Raw genomic sequence first — 15,094 nt, 5'->3', positions numbered from 1 at the left:
CTCGGCCGCGGAGGTTAAGGGCACCGAATCCATAGCGGCCTCGCTTGGCATCCAAGGACGCGTCCGCGCTACCGCCGGCAACGCCATCGTTCTCTGCTACCGCGACGAAAACGATGGTCGTCTGATCCACATACGCGCCAGCAGGGTAGGCGATAACGGCATCAAGCCTGATGTCTGGTACTCGCTCGACGCTTCTGGCGAATTCGTTGAGGTGGCGACGTCGTGCTGATTCCCATCTACGCCAACGACGAGCGCAGCGTCGAGCAAGCCACCGCGCTCTTCCGCCACGCCAATTACAAGATCGTCGGCCGGGTCATCAACGGCCGCGTCTGCCTCGTCCTGCTTCCTGTTCCTCAACCCACCAAGGAGTAAATCAGATGTTCCCGATGACCATCACTTTGAGCAATAACGCGCAACTCGCCGCCGTCCTGTCTGTGTTGGGCGGCCCGCAGTTGTTGAACCCGCCGCCGGAGCCGACCGAACCCGCAAAAAAGTCCGCTCTTGCGAAGACGGAAGTGGCTGTCGTTATCCAGCCTACTGCAACGGCGGAGGCGGGCGCTGCGCAAGAGACGAAGGCCGCGGCCTCCGACACCAAGCCGGCATCGACTGAGGGCAAGACCTTCACGATCGACGACGCGAAGGCGCTGACCATGAAGATCGTTGGCGACAAGGGCCGTGACGCCGCGGTCGCGCTGCTTGACAAGTACGCCGTCAAGGTCGCTGCCAAGCTCCCGGCCGACAAGGTCGCGGAATTCTGCACCGACGCGCAGAAGGTTCTCGCGCAATGACAACCACTAAGCGCAAGCCTGCGGCGGCGAAGCCGCAATCGCCAATCGACTTGCAGACGGCGGCTCCTGGCCAACTTTTAGACCGTAACGATCTCAAGCAGATTACGCGCAAAAGCCGTGCGACGATCTTCCGGTGGGTTTGCCAAGGCATCCTGCCAAAACCACGAAAGATCGGCCCAGTTAGCAACTTTTGGACTGTTGACGAGATCCGCAGCGCGCTTGCTAAGGCGATTGGAGGCGGGCAATGAACACCCTCAAATTCCGCCCCGTCGGCAAGTCCGGCCCGATCGTGAAGGTCCGCGTATCGCAGTCTAAGCGCGCGATCTACTCGGTCAAGAAGGCGTCGGGGGAAGGCTACCACGCACCGCTCGCGATCAGCGTCAAGAAAGCCGTCAAGCTGATGGACGCCCGCGGCTTCGTTCGTGCGGGGGTTCGTCATGGCTAGTTCCAAGTACGCGGATGAAGGCAGCATCGCCCATGCACTTGCGGCGATGTGCCTTACCGAAGGCCAGGACGCAGCCGCCTACATTGGCCGCTTGATCGAGTCGGAAGACTACGAGCACGCCAAGCTCTCCCCCTCGGGGGCGAAGAAGTGGATGGCCTGCGCTGGTAGCCATCGTCTCGAGCAGGAAGCCGAGGGCGAGTTCGAGCCGCGCTGGTTCTCGATGGAAGTGACCGAGTCTATGGCCGAGCACGTCCAAGTCTATGTCGACGCAGTCCGCCAGCGCATGAAGGAATACGAACTCGCCGGCGCGGTCGAGGTCGTCCTGCTCGTCGAGCAACGCTTGCCTATCGAGCATATCACCGGCGAAGAAGGCGCTACCGGCACGGGTGACGCGGTCATCATCGCCGTGTGGGCTGACGGCACCGCGCTCGTCGATGTCGGCGATCTCAAGTTCGGCATGGGTGTCGAGGTGTCGGCCGTTGAGAACCCTCAATTGCAGATTTACGGCTCGGGCGCGGTGCAGGAATACGGCTTGCTCTACGACATCACCCGACTGCGTCTCACGATCTATCAGCCGCGCATCAAGCGCGAGCCGAGCGAGTGGGACATTACCGTCGAGGATCTGCAGAAGTTCGAGGTCAAGGCCAAGCAGGCGGCATTCCACGCGATCCAAGTGGTGCGCGTCGAGCACGAAGGCGCCGTCATTCATCACCTCAAGGCCGGCGATCACTGCAGCCAGGGCTTCTGCAAGGCGCGGGCGACGTGCCCGAAACTCGCACAGTTCGTGCAGGAAGGCGTTGGCGCTGATTTTGAAGTGCTTGGTGCGAAAGACACTGACGTTATGGACTTCCTCGCTCCTTCTCACCAAGAGGAAGAGGTGCTCAGTGCCAAGATGCAAGCCGTCGATCTGATCGAAGACTGGTGTCGCGCGGTGCGCGCCGAAGTCGAGCGTCGTCTGCTGGCTGGCACGTCGGTGCCCGGCTACAAGCTGGTGCAGGGCAAGCGCGGTGCTCGGGCGTGGATCAACGCCGACGAGGTTGAGACAGTCTTCAAGTCCATGAGGCTCAAGCAGGAAGAGATGTATGACTTCAAGCTTATCAGCCCGACCTCGGCTGAGAAGGTGCTCAAAGACTCGCCGAAGCGCTGGAACCGCGTGCTGCCACTCATCACGCAGAAAGAAGGCAAGCCGAGCGTGGCGCCTGAGTCCGACAAGCGCCCGGCGCTCGTCATTAAGCCTGTCGAGGAAGACTTCGACGTCATCGGCGACGACCTGGCGGGATGATGACATGCGCCGACTGCTCAACCTCATCCGACTGCGTCTTCTGCAGATCGAACTGGACGGCTACGAGATCGCGGGCAACTTCGCCGCGGCTCGTAGGGTCGCGACCGCCGAGGCGTGCCTGTGCGGGGAGTTGAGCCGGCCATGACAACGACACAACCGAAGCCCTGCGATTTTCTTCCACCGGATGCACGCGAAGCGCTCATCGCTGCATCGAAGATCCCGCAACCGATCGCCCGCCGTATCGCGATGCAGGAAGCGACCGAGCGCGCGCAACGCAAGTATCCGCAGTTTTTCCAATCAGCCAAGGAGCAATCCAAATGAAAATCACTCTTACATCTGTTCGCGGCGCCTTCCTCAATCTGTTTGAAGCCAAGACTGTCGGCGGCGAAGGCGAGCCGCGCCACTCCGGCGCCTTCGTCATCGTACCGGGCAGCGAAAACGCCAAGAAGCTTGCAGCCGGCCTGACCGCCGTTGCTAAGGATAAGTGGGCCGGCAAGGCCGATGGCATCCTCAAGGATCTCAAGGGCAAGGGCCGCGTGTGCTATCGCGAAGAGCCGCTGTCCAAAGACGGTGAGGTCTATGACGGCTTTGAGGGTATGCACTCGCTCAACGCCAGCAACAAGGCCCGCCCGCTCGTCATCGACCGTGACAAGTCGCCGCTGACTGCCGCCGACGGCAAGCCGTACTCCGGCTGCTACATGAATGTCTCGCTCGAACTTTGGGCGCAGGACAACCAGTATGGCAAGCGCATCAACGCCACCCTCAAGGGCGTGCAGTTCGTCAAGGACGGCGATGCCTTCGGTGGCGGCGCTCCGGCTTCGCCCGACGAGTTCGACGACCTCGGCGTCGAAGAGGAAGAAGGCGAAACCGCCGACATCTGCGGGTGATGGTGGCGCCCTTCGGGGCGCTTATCGGGGCGGTCTCGGTTGATGACCGAACGGTGTGATTCATCACCACACCGGAGACCGCCGCGATAAGCGAACACTCGCGGGGCGTCCAATCCTCCCGGCTGACAACGCCTAAGCCACGTCGTTGTTTGAACGGCCAAGGTCGCTACCCTCCCGCCGCCCGCTATGCCGCTTGTTTACCGACGAGAGATGTGCGCAAACCGCAGGACGCTTAAAGCATGAGGCGGAAACCTTGGCAACGGCTTCCACAACTTTGAGGAGATCCACCATGTATCTGCGAACACTGAGCAATGAGGAACTGGTGCGCTACGCCAGGGCATCGGAAAACGAGCTGACGACGTCGGATCTTGAGCGCGAACTCATCGTCCGACTCGAAGAGGCCAGCCAGGAAGACGAACGCCTCGCGATTCTCGACGGTCAAGAACTCGAAACGGCGGACGACCTGACCGCCTTCTTCCAGAAGATCGAGCGCGCGCAAACCCTCGTGGCGGATCTGTAATGATCTTCTTCGGCGACCTCGAAACCTTCTGCGAGAAACCGCTCAAGCACGGCACGTTCCAGTATGCCGAGGCTTGCGAGGTCATGCTCTTCTCATTCGCGATCGATGACGGCCCGGTCAAGGTGCTCGACTTCACCGACTACGACGCCGCGCTTGCATGGGAAATCGAGGAAGCACTGCTCGAAGCCGATGAAATCGTCTTCCAGAATTCCATGTTCGACCGTACCGTCTTCCGCCTCTCGAAGAACTCACTGCCGGTCATGCGTGAAGTCGGTGAGCAGGTCGAGCGCTGGCGCGACACGATGGTGCAGGCGCTCACGCACTCGCTGCCGGGCGGTCTCGAGAAGCTCGGTGATGTGCTCAAGGTCGAGCAGGATCAGCGCAAGCTCAAGATTGGCAAGGAGTTGGTGCGCTTGTTCTGTATGCCGCGCCCCAAGAACATGAAGCTGCGCCGCGCGACACGCCAGACGCATCCCGTCGAGTGGGCGCAGTTCGTCGAGTACGCCGGCAACGACATCCTTGCCATGCGCTCGATTTATAAGAAGTGCCCGAAGTGGAACTACTGCGGCACCGAGCTTGCGTACTGGCATCTCGACCAGCATATCAACGACCGCGGCGTGTGCGTCGATCTCGACCTCGCCAAGGCCGCGATTGGTGCCGTCAAGATCGAGCAGGCCAGGCTCAAGGAGATGGGGCAGGAAGCCACCGCCGGATGGCTTGAGTCGCTGACCAAGCGCGACAAGCTGCTCGAATACATCCTGATGGAGCACGGCATCAACCTGCCCGACCTGCGCAAGGACACGCTCGAGCGCCGCATCGAAGACCCCGACCTGCCGATCGAGTTGCGCAACCTGCTGGCGCTCCGGCTCATGGCGACGACGACTAGCACGAGCAAGTACAACGCCGTTGTCCGTGGCGTGTCGAGCGACGGCCGGCTGCGTGGTCTGCTGCAGTTCGCCGGGGCGAATCGTACGGCGCGGTGGGCCGGCCGCCTGTTTCAACCCCAGAATTTGCCGCGGCCTGACATGGATCAGGATGAGATCGAGCAGTGTATCGACGCGATCAAGGACGGCGGCATCGACCTCATCTCTGACAACGTCATGCGCGCGTGCTCCAACGCGATACGCGGCGTCATCACGGCGCCGCCCGGCAAGAAGCTAGTCGTCGGTGACCTGGCGAACATCGAGGGCCGTATGGCGGCGTGGCTCGCCAGCGAGGACTGGAAGCTGCAAGCCTTCCGCGACTATGACGCCGGCACCGGCCCCGATCTCTACAAAGTCGCCTACGCCAAGGCGTTCGCTATCCTCGTGGATCTCGTCACCAAGCCGCAGCGCCAGATCGGCAAGGTCATGGAATTGATGTTGCAGTATGAAGGTGGTGTCGGGGCGTTCATCACCGGCGCTGCGACCTATGGCATCGACCTTGACGAGATGGCTACGGCAGCATTGCCCAACGTGCCGGCCGATGTGCTCAAAGAATCGACCGAGTTCTATGACTGGACCGTCAAGAAAAAGCGCAGCACGTTCGGTCTGTCGCGCGATACGTTCATCGCCTGCGACGCACTCAAGCGCTTGTGGCGCTACGCACACCCCGCGATCTCGTCGTATTGGGGCGAACTCAAAGAGAAGGTCACCGCTGCGATCAACAAGCCCGGCGAGACGTTCATCGCCCGCCGCTTGAAGATCCGCCGCGATGGCGCCTGGCTCAAGATCCGGTTGCCTTCTGGCCGCTTCCTCTGTTACCCGTCGCCCCAGGTCGATGACAAAGGCCAGATCAGCTACATGGGCGTGAATCAATACTCGCGCCAGTGGTCCCGCATCAAGACCTATGGCGGCAAGATCTTCGAGAACATCACCCAGGCCGCAGCGCGCGACGCGCTTGCCTACAACATGCCGGCAATCGAAGAGGACGGCTTCGAGATCATTCTGACCGTCCATGACGAAGACATCACCGAAGCACCGGACACCCCCGACTACAGCGTCGATCGACTCTGCGCGCTGATGGCGACCGTGCCGCATTGGGCCGAGGGCCTGCCGCTGTCGTCGGCTGGGTTTGAAGGCTACCGCTACAGAAAAGACTGACCCACAACGGAGATACAGAAAATGGCAAATAAAGTCCATCCGCAACTTGCCGCCTTCGAGGCCGCTGCCCGACTCTACTGCACCAAGGCAGGCGTCGATCCTGATGATGGCGTTCAAGTGCCTCATCCGCTTGGCATTGATGTGCCCCATTTCGTGCCGCGCTGGCACATCGAGGCCGATCGCCTGGTCGATCTCAGCCGGATGCTCTCAGCCATGCGTGACGTGGCGCGTGCTCAACCGACGATCGTAGTGCCGTCGTGACCGCAATCGAGCGCAACCTCAACGAGTGCACGGCTCATCTGCGTGCGCTGATCGAGCGCCAGCGCGAGTACTTTCGGAGGCTTTTCAAATGACGCCTTTCACCGCTGCCTGTATCGCCGTGTCGATCCTGTGCTGCTTCTTCGGCCTGCTGCTTGTGGCTACGAAGGGAGTGATGTGATGCCCGCCCCTGTTCGCGAATCCGACGTTGAGAAGTACCTCGTGCGACAGGTCAAGGCGCTCGGCGGCGAGGTGCGCAAGGTCAAGTGGATCGGCCGCGACGGCGCCCCCGATCGCCTGGTCATGCTTCCGGTGTTGGAATGCTACGACCGATTCATTGTGCGCGGGCCAATCTGGGTCGAACTCAAGCGCCCAGGCGGCAAAGCGAAATTCCCATCTGATGCGCGCGAACGCCGGCAGGCCCGTGAGCATGAGCGGATGCGCAAGATGGGCCAGCGCGTCGAGGTCATCGACTCCTTCGAGGGCGTCGATGAGGTACTGCGGTAAATCGTTTTCAAGAAAGGATGGTGCATCGTGAGCAAGTGGGACCGTCGCTTCTTCCACATGGCGCTGCTTGTTGCCAAGTGGTCGAAAGACCCATCAACGACTGTCGGCGCCGTGATCGTCGATCAGCATAATCGCGTCGTCAGTATCGGCTTCAACGGTCTGCCGCGCTCTGTCTGCGACGATGACACGATCATCAACAACCGCGACGAGAAGCTGCGCTGCACGATCCACGCCGAAGAGAACGCCATCCTGTTCGCCCGCGGCGCTGTCGATGGCTGCACGATCTACACCACGCACACGCCCTGCGCCGGCTGCGCAGCCAAGATCATCCAGTGCGGCATTGTCCGCGTCGTCAGCCCCCGGCCGTCGATCGACTTCGCGACACGTTGGAAGGAGCATCTGCGTAGCGCCACGCGCATGTTCATCGAGGCCAACGTGCAGCACGACTACATCGAGCTTTGCGAATGAATCGTCGCGACTACACGCCCCGGCCCTACGGCAAGTTGATGACCGACTTCGCCATCGACGTGCCGCGCTGCGCCCTTTGGGCGGACATGGGCCTCGGCAAGACGGTCTGTACCTACACCGCGCTCGACGCCATGTTCCTCGCCGGCGAGTCCATGCCGACGCTCGTGATCGCGCCGCTCATCGTCGCCCGCGACACCTGGCCGGACGAGGCGCGCAAGTGGGCACACCTGCGGCAGATCGACGTCATGCCGATCGTCGGCACCGAGGCCGAACGCCGGACCGCACTGCGCTATGACGCCAGCGTCTATACCGTGAATTTCGAGAATCTGCCCTGGCTCATCGAGCACCTTGGCGATCGTTGGTCCTTCCGCACGGTCGTCGTCGATGAGGCGCGCAAGCTCAAGGGTTTCCGGCTCCGGCAAGGCGGCAAGCGTACGGCAATGCTCGCCAAGGTCGCGCACACCAAAGTCAAGCGCATGATCCAACTGACCGGAGCGCCAGCGCCCAACGGTCTCGCCGACTTGTGGGGGCAGGCGTGGTTCCTCGATGCTGGCAAGCGACTCGGTCGCACCTACGATGCCTTCCGTCAGCGCTGGTTCCAGAAGTCATTTGACGGCTACGGTGTCGAGCCGCTGCCCTTCGCACAAGACCAGATACAGGGCGCGCTCGCCGATCTCTGTCTGCGCGTTGATGCCGCCGACTGGTTCGATCTTGAGAAGCCCATCAACGTGCCGGTCTATGTCGATCTGCCGGTCAAGGTGCGCGCGAAGTATCGCGAGATGGAAAAGGAAATGTACACCCAGATCGAGGACCGAAGCGTCGAGGCGTTCAACGCGGCGGCCAGAACGCAGAAGTGCCTGCAGCTTGCCAATGGCGCCGTCTATGTGGATCCGCTCACCGAGGGCGAGGAAAGTCGCGGGCCGAAGGAATGGCGCGAGGTGCATGACGTCAAGGTGCAGGCGCTCGAATCCATCGTCGATGAGGCCAACGGCTCGCCGGTGCTGGTTGCCTATCACTTCAAGAGCGACCTCGCCCGGCTGCGCAAGGCCTTCCCGAAGGCGCGTGTGCTATCCGACCCGGTGCAGTTGCGCGAGTTCAAGACCGGCAAGTACGAGATCGGCCTCGGACACCCCGGCAGCATGGGGCACGGCGTCGATGGCTTGCAGGATCACTGCCACCGCATTGCCTTCTTCGGGCACTGGTGGGACATGGACCAGCGCGACCAGATTATCGGCCGCGTCGGCCCGGTGCGTCAGTTCCAGGCCGGGCACAAGAGGCCGGTCTATATCTACGACATCATTGCCCGCGACACGGTGGACGAGCTCGTGCTCGCCCGCCACGAGACGAAGCGTGATGTGCAAAGTCTTTTGTTAGAAGCGATGAAAGGAAAACGAGATGTTTGATGACGTAGCCGCCGCTGTTGCCTCAGACCTGATGCCGTCGAAGCCGGAATGTTTTGGTACGTTCAACCCGTTCGTCACCGTCCAGCAGCATCGCGGCTGCGACAAGTGTGCACACAAAACGGCGGTATCTGGTGGCTGTCCTCGTGCTTCGGGCGTTGCAATCGCCGCCTTTGGTTTTGGTGAGATTCCCGAGAAGTTCAAGACTATGGCACCCCCACCGCAGGACAAGAGCCTGACCGCTGTCGAGAGTAAAGGCCTCGTCTTCGTCGAGCCTCCTTGCTTCGGTAAGCGGCTCGGCGCTGCGACGCCAGACTGCGACACCTGCCCCTACCTTGACGAGTGCGATGGCGCCAGCGCGGAAGCGGCGGGATTCAAGCGGATTGTCGAGCCGGCAGAGTGCGCCAACGACAGGCAGGTCGGCGGGGATCATTACAAGAAGATGGGCATCGAGCCTTGGGATGTGGTCGATACCTGGCCGATCGAGCAGCGCATTGGCTACTACCGTGGCGGGGCGCTCAAGTACCTCATGCGCATGGGCAGTAAAGATGAAAGCGAGCAGGAGATCCGCAAGGGCAATCACTACTTGGAGAAACTGCTCGAAGTGCTGCGCGGGGATCGGCGATGACCCTATCCTCGCAGCAACGGGTACAGCGCGGCCTGCGATGTGAAGATGGACACAAGCACCACGGCTACGATCGCTGCCCTGATACCTCCTTTTTCTGCGTCCCGGCGGGCGATCAGCACAACCACTCCAACGGCGAGGGCGGGGAGCCCCATGCCTACGGCTTGGGCTACGCCCACCAGCAGGATGTACCAAGCCGGAGCGGATATTCCGGCCGCGAGGAAAAGCGACGCGGGAAGCGAAGCCAAGACAGCGGTCAGCAGGACCAACAACAATCGTTTCAACATTTTGTAATCTCCCTAGTCCAGCAAGCATAAATCAATCATGTTTCTCACGCCCGAAGAACTCGCCGACCTGACCGACTACGACGTCGGCCAATGGTCACGGCAGCGCCGATGGCTCGACCGGAATGGTTACCCGTTCGAGTTGTCGGCCGCCGGTCGGCCAAAGGTTTTGAGGGCATACGTCGAGAAGCGCCTCGGCTTGACAACGGCGAAAGCCGCGGCGCAGACTGAACCGGATTTCAGCCGTTGGGAGCGAGCATGATGGTCGGCAAGCGCAAGGTAGCAAAGCCCCTGCCGCCTCGCCTTTACGTCGAGAAGGGCAAGCGGGTCACGTCCTACTACACGATCACGCGGGCAAACAAGTACATCGGCCTCGGCCGGGATCTTGTTGCGGCGAAGCGAAAGCTCGCCGAGATCGAGGCCGATACTCCGGTCAGCGGCAGCATTGCCGAACTGATCGCCGACACGATCGAGCATCGCCGGCGGCTTGTGGCTCAGGGCAAGTTGTCAAAGCGTACCGTCGATGACAACGAGAAGGAGCACGCCCCGAACCTGATCGACGCCTTCGGCAAGATGCAGCCTGACGCGCTGCGGCCCAAGCATGTCTGGTACTACCTGCACAAGGCGCGTGGCGCTGAGGCGCCGGTCAGAGCCAACAAAGAGATCTCCTTCTTGCAGGTCGTCATGGGGCGGGCGTGCAGCCAAGGCATCATCGACGTCAATCCTTGCGTCGGCGTCGAGCGCAACAAGGAAACACCACGCGATCGGCTTGTCTCCGACGATGAGCTTCGCGACTTCCTACGCCTGGCACGCGAGGATGGTGACGTTTCCATTCGCGCGGCCCTGGCCTTCTACATCGCCTTCATCACCGGCAAGGGGCAAGGCCAGATCCTCAAGCTATCCCGCCGGCAGTTGGGCGATGAGGGCATCGACTTCGGCAGCCGAAAGGGCGGCGCTCGCGTGCTCGTCCAGTGGTCGGACAATCTGCGCGCAGCAATCGACGAGTCGCTTGCCATGCCCGCGGCTATCACGCCGCTGTATGTCGTCCATACGCAAGAGGGCGGGCCTTACACGTCGGATGGCTTCAAGAAGGGCTGGCAATTGCTGATGGGCAAATGGGTTGCCGGCGGCGTGTGGCTGGACGGCACGAGGCGCGAGCCGGGCGAGCGCTTCACGTTTCACGACGGCCGGGCGAAGGCGGTGACCGAGGTGATTGAGGAAGGACGGAAGGCCAGCGAATTGACCGGGCACCGTCTTGAATCGACCGTCGCCAAGGTCTATGACCGCCGCCGAGTGAGGACGGCCGCGCCGGTACGGTGAAACAAAAAAAAAAAAAGCCGATTCCATCTTAGGAAATCGGCCTTTCATCTTAGGAAACAGAGCAACCACTAACCCCGAAACCCTTGTGTTGTTGGCGGAGTGGACGGGACTCGAACCCGCGACCCCCGGCGTGACAGGCCGGTATTCTAACCAACTGAACTACCACTCCAATTCGAACCGGACCGCAAAGCGCGCAGACCGTCGAACAAAAACTTTTGGTGGGTGCTGACGGGCTCGAACCGCCGACATCCAGCTTGTAAGGCTAGCGCTCTACCAACTGAGCTAAGCACCCGAGGTTCCGTGTCAAACCACACGAAGGGCGCGATTCTACCGTATCTTCAAGACCAACGCCATAGCCAGCGCACAAACTTGGGCATTTCATCATGAAAAAGGCCGGAGCAAACGCCCCGGCCCGTATGCAAATGCACGGTCGATCGATCAGTGCGTCACGATCGTCTGCGCCGGCGTACTTTCAGCCGGAACGGCGGCCGGTGCCGAAGCCTCCAGCGGCGTCGGCTGACGCTCAAGCGCCTCTTCGAGCACGCGGTCGATCCACTTGACCGGGATGATCTCGAGCTTGTTCTTGATGTTGTCCGGAATCTCGGCGAGATCGCGAACGTTCTCTTCCGGAATCAGGACCCGCGCCAGACCGCCGCGCACCGCCGCCAGCAACTTCTCCTTGAGACCACCGATCGGCAGCACTTCACCGCGCAGCGTGATCTCGCCAGTCATGGCGACGTCACAACGCACCGGAATCCCGGTCAGCGACGACACCAGCGCCGTCGTCATGGCGATGCCGGCCGAGGGACCGTCCTTCGGCGTCGCGCCTTCGGGCACGTGAATATGGATGTCCCGCTTCTCGAAGGTATCGTCGGCGATGCCCAGCCGCTGCGCGCGTGCGCGCACGACCGAACGTGCCGCCTCGACCGATTCCTTCATGACATCGCCGAGCGAGCCCGTAGTGATCGTCTTGCCCTTGCCCGGCAAGGCCACCGATTCGATCGTCAGCAGTTCGCCGCCGACCTCGGTCCAGGCAAGCCCGGTCACCTGTCCAACCTGGTTCTCGCGCTCGGCGACGCCGAAGTTGTACCGGCGCACGCCAAGGAACTTGTCGAGATTGCGCGAGGTGACGGCAATCCGCTTCTGGCTCTTCTTGAGCAGCAGCGTCTTGACGACCTTGCGGCAGATCTTCGAAATGTCGCGCTCCAGCCCGCGCACGCCGGCTTCGCGCGTGTAGTAGCGCACGATGTCGCGCAGCGCGCTCTCGGCCACTGTCAGCTCGGTCTTCTTGAGACCGTTGGTCTTCATCTGCTTCGGCACCAGGTAGCGCTGGGCGATGTTGATCTTCTCGTCCTCGGTGTACCCCGACAGACGGATGACTTCCATACGGTCGAGCAGCGGCGCCGGAATGTTCATGGTATTGGCCGTGGCCACGAACATCACTTCCGACAGGTCGTATTCGACCTCGACGTAGTGGTCGACGAAGGTCGAGTTCTGCTCGGGATCGAGCACTTCGAGCAGCGCCGAGCTGGGATCGCCGCGGAAGTCCTGCCCCATCTTGTCGACTTCGTCGAGCAGGAAGAGCGGATTCTTGACCGCGACCTTGGTCATGTTCTGCAGGATCTTGCCCGGCATCGAGCCGATGTAGGTGCGACGATGCCCGCGGATCTCGGCTTCGTCACGCACGCCGCCGAGGCTCATGCGCACGAACTTGCGTCCGGTCGCCGTGGCGATCGACTGGCCGAGCGAGGTCTTGCCAACACCGGGAGGCCCGACGAGGCAGAGAATCGGCGCTTTGAGACGATCGACGCGCTGTTGCACGGCGAGATATTCGATGATGCGTTCCTTGACCTTCTCGAGGCCCCAGTGATCCTTGTCGAGAATCTTGCTGGCTTCGGCGAGATCCTTGCTGATGCGGGTTTTCTTGCGCCAGGGCAGATTGATCAGCGTCTCGATGAAGTTGCGCACGACCGTCGCTTCGGCCGACATCGGCGACATCAGCTTGAGCTTCTTGAGCTCGGACTGCACCTTCGCCATGCCTTCCTTGCTCATACCGGCCTCTTTGGCCTTCTTCTCGAGTTCCTCGTAATCCGCGCCCTCTTCGCCTTCGCCGAGCTCCTTCTGGATCGCCTTGACCTGCTCGTTCAGGTAGTACTCGCGCTGGCTCTTTTCCATCTGGCGCTTGACGCGACCACGAATCCGCTTCTCGACCTGGAGGATGTCGATTTCGGTTTCGAGTTGCGAGAGCAAGCGCTCGATGCGCACGCGCACATCGAACATTTCGAGGATTTCCTGCTTCTGCTCGAGCTTGAGCGGCAGGTGGGCGACGATCGTATCGGCGAGGCGACCGGCCTCTTCGATGCTGGCGATCGACGACAGGATTTCCGGCGGGATCTTCTTGTTGAGCTTGACGTACTGGTCGAACTGACTGACGACAGCGCGACGCAGCGCCTCGACTTCGTGATCGACACCGGCATCGGCATCGACCGGCCGCACGGTGGCGACGAACATGTCGTCGCGCGCCTCGATCGAGCCGATACGCGCACGCTGGGTACCTTCGACCAGCACCTTGACGGTACCGTCGGGTAACTTGAGCATCTGCAGGATGTTGGCAACGCAACCGATGCTGTAGAGATCTTCGGCGCTCGGCTCATCTTTGACGGCCGATTTCTGCGCCACGAGCATGATGCCCTTGCCGCTTTCCATGGCGGATTCGAGCGCCTTGATCGACTTGGGCCGCCCGACGAACAGCGGGATGACCATGTGCGGGAAGACCACCACGTCGCGCAAGGGCAACAGGGGCAACTCGACAACTTCGGCGGAAGACAGGGTATGGGTAGACATTGCGTGTGCTTTCTCGTGTGACAGTCACGACCCCAGATGGGGCCGTGTCGTCAGATTTCAATCCGCCGGTCGCGAAAGCGCGCCGTCGGCCAGTCAGTTGGAACCTGAAACCTTTGGCTGGTCGGCGTAAATCAGAATCGGTTTGGCGTCCGAACCGATCATGTTTTCGTCGATCACCACCTTCGAGACATCTTCCATGCTCGGAAGTTCGTACATGGTATCGAGAAGAACCGATTCGAGGATCGAACGCAGACCGCGCGCGCCCGTCTTGCGCTCCAGTGCGCGCTTGGCGATCGCCGTCATCGCCGCCGGGCGGATTTCGAGTTCGACGTCTTCCATGGCGAAGAGTTTCTGGTACTGCTTGACCAGCGCGTTCTTCGGTTCGATCAGGATCTGAACCAGCGCGCCGGCCGACAGTTCCTCGAGCGTCGCCACCACCGGCAGACGGCCGATCAGTTCGGGAATCAGGCCGAACTTGATGAGATCCTCGGGTTCGACCGTGCGCAGGACATCGCCGATCGCCTTCTTGTCGTCGCGGCTCTTGACCTCAGCGCCAAATCCCATGCCGCCCTTCTCGGAACGGTTGCGGATGACCTTCTCCAGACCGTCGAAGGCGCCACCGCAGATGAAGAGGATGTTGGTCGTATCGACCTGGACGAAGTCCTGGTTCGGATGCTTGCGCCCGCCCTGCGGCGGCACCGAGGCCACCGTGCCTTCGATCAGCTTGAGCAGCGCCTGCTGCACGCCTTCGCCGGACACGTCGCGGGTGATCGACGGGTTGTCGGACTTGCGCGAGATCTTGTCGATTTCGTCGATGTAAACGATGCCCTGCTGCGCCTTGTCGATGGCGTAGTCGCACTTCTGCAAGAGCTTCTGAATGATGTTCTCGACGTCCTCGCCGACGTAGCCGGCTTCGGTTAGCGTCGTCGCATCGGCCATGACGAAGGGCACGTCGAGCATGCGCGCCAGCGTCTGCGCCAGCAAGGTCTTGCCCGAACCGGTCGGTCCGATCAGCAGGATGTTGCTCTTGGCGAGTTCGACATCGTTGTTGACCTTGCCCTGATGGCGCAGTCGCTTGTAATGGTTGTACACCGCCACGGAGAGAATCCGCTTGGCGGTTTCCTGCCCGATCACGTACTGGTCGAGCAGAGCCGAAATTTCCTTGGGCGTCGGCAGGTCCTTCTTGGCGGCCTTGGTACCGCCCTGTTCCGCCACCTCGTCACGGACGATGTCGTTGCACAGGTCGATACACTCGTCGCAGATGAACACCGACGGACCCGCGATCAGCTTCTTGACCTCATGCTGGCTCTTGCCACAAAACGAGCAATACAAGAGCTTTTCGCTGCCACCTTTTTTCGCCGACATCAAACTACCTCGTCACCTTC

The 15,094-nt window shown here is 61.4% G+C and carries 21 protein-coding genes and 2 tRNA genes; 18 read left to right on the top strand and 5 right to left on the bottom strand.

All coding sequences use genetic code 11. The features are described 5' to 3' along the window. From BLR25_RS08550 to BLR25_RS08485, 16 genes are all read left to right on the top strand, one after another. A partial coding sequence (locus BLR25_RS08550; protein WP_218122673.1) for a hypothetical protein occupies window positions 1–229 on the top strand: 229 nt, incomplete at its 5' end. Next, window positions 223–372: a hypothetical protein gene (locus tag BLR25_RS21255; RefSeq protein ID WP_176785809.1), complete on the top strand. Its 150-nt coding sequence runs from the start codon at window positions 223–225 to the stop codon at window positions 370–372. The genes BLR25_RS08550 and BLR25_RS21255, both read left to right, overlap by 7 nt. 5 nt (window positions 373–377) lie before the next feature. Then, on the top strand, window positions 378–788 hold the full coding sequence (locus BLR25_RS08545) for a hypothetical protein (protein ID WP_091936536.1): 411 nt from the start codon (window positions 378–380) through the stop codon (window positions 786–788). Further along, a complete protein-coding gene (locus tag BLR25_RS08540; protein ID WP_091936534.1) occupies window positions 785–1,036 on the top strand; it encodes a helix-turn-helix transcriptional regulator in 252 nt (83 codons plus the stop codon). Before BLR25_RS08545 ends, BLR25_RS08540 begins: the two co-directional genes overlap by 4 nt. After that, window positions 1,033–1,233 carry a hypothetical protein gene (locus tag BLR25_RS08535; protein ID WP_091936532.1) on the top strand — a complete coding sequence of 67 codons (201 nt, stop codon included), beginning with the start codon at window positions 1,033–1,035 and terminating at the stop codon, window positions 1,231–1,233. The genes BLR25_RS08540 and BLR25_RS08535 overlap by 4 nt, the downstream gene beginning before the upstream one ends. Further along, the gene (locus tag BLR25_RS08530) at window positions 1,226–2,515 is read left to right on the top strand and encodes a DUF2800 domain-containing protein (protein WP_091936530.1); all 1,290 of its coding nucleotides are present in this window, start codon (window positions 1,226–1,228) and stop codon (window positions 2,513–2,515) included. The genes BLR25_RS08535 and BLR25_RS08530 overlap by 8 nt, the downstream gene beginning before the upstream one ends. Window positions 2,516–2,519: 4 nt before the next feature. Next, complete coding sequence (locus BLR25_RS21250) at window positions 2,520–2,660, top strand: hypothetical protein (protein ID WP_176785808.1); 141 nt, start codon at window positions 2,520–2,522, stop codon at window positions 2,658–2,660. Then, complete coding sequence (locus BLR25_RS08525) at window positions 2,657–2,836, top strand: hypothetical protein (RefSeq protein ID WP_091936529.1); 180 nt, start codon at window positions 2,657–2,659, stop codon at window positions 2,834–2,836. Before BLR25_RS21250 ends, BLR25_RS08525 begins: the two co-directional genes overlap by 4 nt. Further along, window positions 2,833–3,402 carry an ssDNA-binding protein gene (locus tag BLR25_RS08520; RefSeq protein WP_091936527.1) on the top strand — a complete coding sequence of 190 codons (570 nt, stop codon included), beginning with the start codon at window positions 2,833–2,835 and terminating at the stop codon, window positions 3,400–3,402. Before BLR25_RS08525 ends, BLR25_RS08520 begins: the two co-directional genes overlap by 4 nt. Before the next feature lie 289 nt (window positions 3,403–3,691). Then, window positions 3,692–3,922, top strand: a complete 231-nt coding sequence (locus BLR25_RS08515) for a hypothetical protein (RefSeq protein WP_091936525.1) — start codon at window positions 3,692–3,694, stop codon at window positions 3,920–3,922. Then, window positions 3,922–6,003, top strand: coding sequence for a DNA polymerase family A protein (locus BLR25_RS08510; RefSeq protein ID WP_091936523.1), 2,082 nt, complete (start codon window positions 3,922–3,924; stop codon window positions 6,001–6,003). The genes BLR25_RS08515 and BLR25_RS08510 overlap by 1 nt, the downstream gene beginning before the upstream one ends. Window positions 6,004–6,024: 21 nt before the next feature. Continuing rightward, window positions 6,025–6,264, top strand: coding sequence for a hypothetical protein (locus tag BLR25_RS08505; protein ID WP_091936521.1), 240 nt, complete (start codon window positions 6,025–6,027; stop codon window positions 6,262–6,264). 177 nt (window positions 6,265–6,441) lie between these two features. Further along, window positions 6,442–6,768: a PDDEXK family nuclease gene (locus BLR25_RS08500; RefSeq protein WP_176785807.1), complete on the top strand. Its 327-nt coding sequence runs from the start codon at window positions 6,442–6,444 to the stop codon at window positions 6,766–6,768. 27 nt (window positions 6,769–6,795) lie between these two features. Continuing rightward, window positions 6,796–7,236, top strand: coding sequence for a dCMP deaminase family protein (locus BLR25_RS08495; RefSeq protein ID WP_218122672.1), 441 nt, complete (start codon window positions 6,796–6,798; stop codon window positions 7,234–7,236). Next, a complete protein-coding gene (locus BLR25_RS08490; RefSeq protein WP_091936515.1) occupies window positions 7,233–8,639 on the top strand; it encodes a DEAD/DEAH box helicase in 1,407 nt (468 codons plus the stop codon). Before BLR25_RS08495 ends, BLR25_RS08490 begins: the two co-directional genes overlap by 4 nt. After that, window positions 8,632–9,264, top strand: coding sequence for a DUF3310 domain-containing protein (locus tag BLR25_RS08485; RefSeq protein ID WP_091936513.1), 633 nt, complete (start codon window positions 8,632–8,634; stop codon window positions 9,262–9,264). The genes BLR25_RS08490 and BLR25_RS08485 overlap by 8 nt, the downstream gene beginning before the upstream one ends. A 2-nt stretch (window positions 9,265–9,266) precedes the next feature. Here BLR25_RS08485 and BLR25_RS08480 read toward each other — a convergent pair whose 3' ends face one another. Beyond that, a complete protein-coding gene (locus BLR25_RS08480; RefSeq protein ID WP_091936511.1) occupies window positions 9,267–9,548 on the bottom strand; it encodes a hypothetical protein in 282 nt (93 codons plus the stop codon). A gap of 37 nt (window positions 9,549–9,585) precedes the next feature. On the opposite strand from BLR25_RS08480, the gene BLR25_RS08475 reads away from it, so the two are divergent. Then, on the top strand, window positions 9,586–9,807 hold the full coding sequence (locus BLR25_RS08475) for a DUF4224 domain-containing protein (RefSeq protein ID WP_091936510.1): 222 nt from the start codon (window positions 9,586–9,588) through the stop codon (window positions 9,805–9,807). After that, window positions 9,804–10,865 carry a site-specific integrase gene (locus tag BLR25_RS08470; protein ID WP_091936508.1) on the top strand — a complete coding sequence of 354 codons (1,062 nt, stop codon included), beginning with the start codon at window positions 9,804–9,806 and terminating at the stop codon, window positions 10,863–10,865. The genes BLR25_RS08475 and BLR25_RS08470 overlap by 4 nt, the downstream gene beginning before the upstream one ends. A gap of 92 nt (window positions 10,866–10,957) precedes the next feature. Here BLR25_RS08470 and BLR25_RS08465 read toward each other — a convergent pair. The 4 genes from BLR25_RS08465 to clpX form a co-directional block, all read right to left on the bottom strand. Further along, a tRNA-Asp gene (locus BLR25_RS08465) sits at window positions 10,958–11,034 on the bottom strand. A 47-nt stretch (window positions 11,035–11,081) separates the two neighbouring features. Then, window positions 11,082–11,157: transfer RNA gene (locus BLR25_RS08460), tRNA-Val, on the bottom strand. Window positions 11,158–11,303: 146 nt separating this feature from the next. Next, entirely contained in the window at window positions 11,304–13,709 is a 2,406-nt protein-coding gene (gene lon / locus BLR25_RS08455; RefSeq protein WP_091936506.1) for an endopeptidase La, read from the bottom strand. 93 nt (window positions 13,710–13,802) lie between these two features. Beyond that, the gene (gene clpX / locus BLR25_RS08450) at window positions 13,803–15,074 is read right to left on the bottom strand and encodes an ATP-dependent Clp protease ATP-binding subunit ClpX (protein ID WP_091936504.1); all 1,272 of its coding nucleotides are present in this window, start codon (window positions 15,072–15,074) and stop codon (window positions 13,803–13,805) included. Window positions 15,075–15,094: the final 20 nt, after the last annotated feature.

The sequence above is a fragment of the Propionivibrio dicarboxylicus genome (genome assembly GCF_900099695.1).
In the GTDB taxonomy this organism is placed as follows: Bacteria; Pseudomonadota; Gammaproteobacteria; order Burkholderiales; family Rhodocyclaceae; genus Propionivibrio; species Propionivibrio dicarboxylicus.
The sequence above is the reverse complement of the archived record's forward strand: the minus strand, read 5'-3'. Positions and strand labels throughout refer to the sequence as shown.

Coding starts and splice junctions, on each gene's coding strand:
- BLR25_RS08545 (WP_091936536.1), top strand. CDS start 378: ATGTTCCCGATGACCATCACTTTGAGCAATAACGCGCAACTCGCCGCC.
- BLR25_RS08540 (WP_091936534.1), top strand. CDS start 785: ATGACAACCACTAAGCGCAAGCCTGCGGCGGCGAAGCCGCAATCGCCA.
- BLR25_RS08535 (WP_091936532.1), top strand. CDS start 1,033: ATGAACACCCTCAAATTCCGCCCCGTCGGCAAGTCCGGCCCGATCGTG.
- BLR25_RS08530 (WP_091936530.1), top strand. CDS start 1,226: ATGGCTAGTTCCAAGTACGCGGATGAAGGCAGCATCGCCCATGCACTT.
- BLR25_RS21250 (WP_176785808.1), top strand. CDS start 2,520: ATGCGCCGACTGCTCAACCTCATCCGACTGCGTCTTCTGCAGATCGAA.
- BLR25_RS08525 (WP_091936529.1), top strand. CDS start 2,657: ATGACAACGACACAACCGAAGCCCTGCGATTTTCTTCCACCGGATGCA.
- BLR25_RS08520 (WP_091936527.1), top strand. CDS start 2,833: ATGAAAATCACTCTTACATCTGTTCGCGGCGCCTTCCTCAATCTGTTT.
- BLR25_RS08515 (WP_091936525.1), top strand. CDS start 3,692: ATGTATCTGCGAACACTGAGCAATGAGGAACTGGTGCGCTACGCCAGG.
- BLR25_RS08510 (WP_091936523.1), top strand. CDS start 3,922: ATGATCTTCTTCGGCGACCTCGAAACCTTCTGCGAGAAACCGCTCAAG.
- BLR25_RS08505 (WP_091936521.1), top strand. CDS start 6,025: ATGGCAAATAAAGTCCATCCGCAACTTGCCGCCTTCGAGGCCGCTGCC.
- BLR25_RS08500 (WP_176785807.1), top strand. CDS start 6,442: ATGCCCGCCCCTGTTCGCGAATCCGACGTTGAGAAGTACCTCGTGCGA.
- BLR25_RS08490 (WP_091936515.1), top strand. CDS start 7,233: ATGAATCGTCGCGACTACACGCCCCGGCCCTACGGCAAGTTGATGACC.
- BLR25_RS08485 (WP_091936513.1), top strand. CDS start 8,632: ATGTTTGATGACGTAGCCGCCGCTGTTGCCTCAGACCTGATGCCGTCG.
- BLR25_RS08480 (WP_091936511.1), bottom strand. CDS start 9,548: ATGTTGAAACGATTGTTGTTGGTCCTGCTGACCGCTGTCTTGGCTTCG.
- BLR25_RS08475 (WP_091936510.1), top strand. CDS start 9,586: ATGTTTCTCACGCCCGAAGAACTCGCCGACCTGACCGACTACGACGTC.
- BLR25_RS08470 (WP_091936508.1), top strand. CDS start 9,804: ATGATGGTCGGCAAGCGCAAGGTAGCAAAGCCCCTGCCGCCTCGCCTT.
- lon (WP_091936506.1), bottom strand. CDS start 13,709: ATGTCTACCCATACCCTGTCTTCCGCCGAAGTTGTCGAGTTGCCCCTG.
- clpX (WP_091936504.1), bottom strand. CDS start 15,074: ATGTCGGCGAAAAAAGGTGGCAGCGAAAAGCTCTTGTATTGCTCGTTT.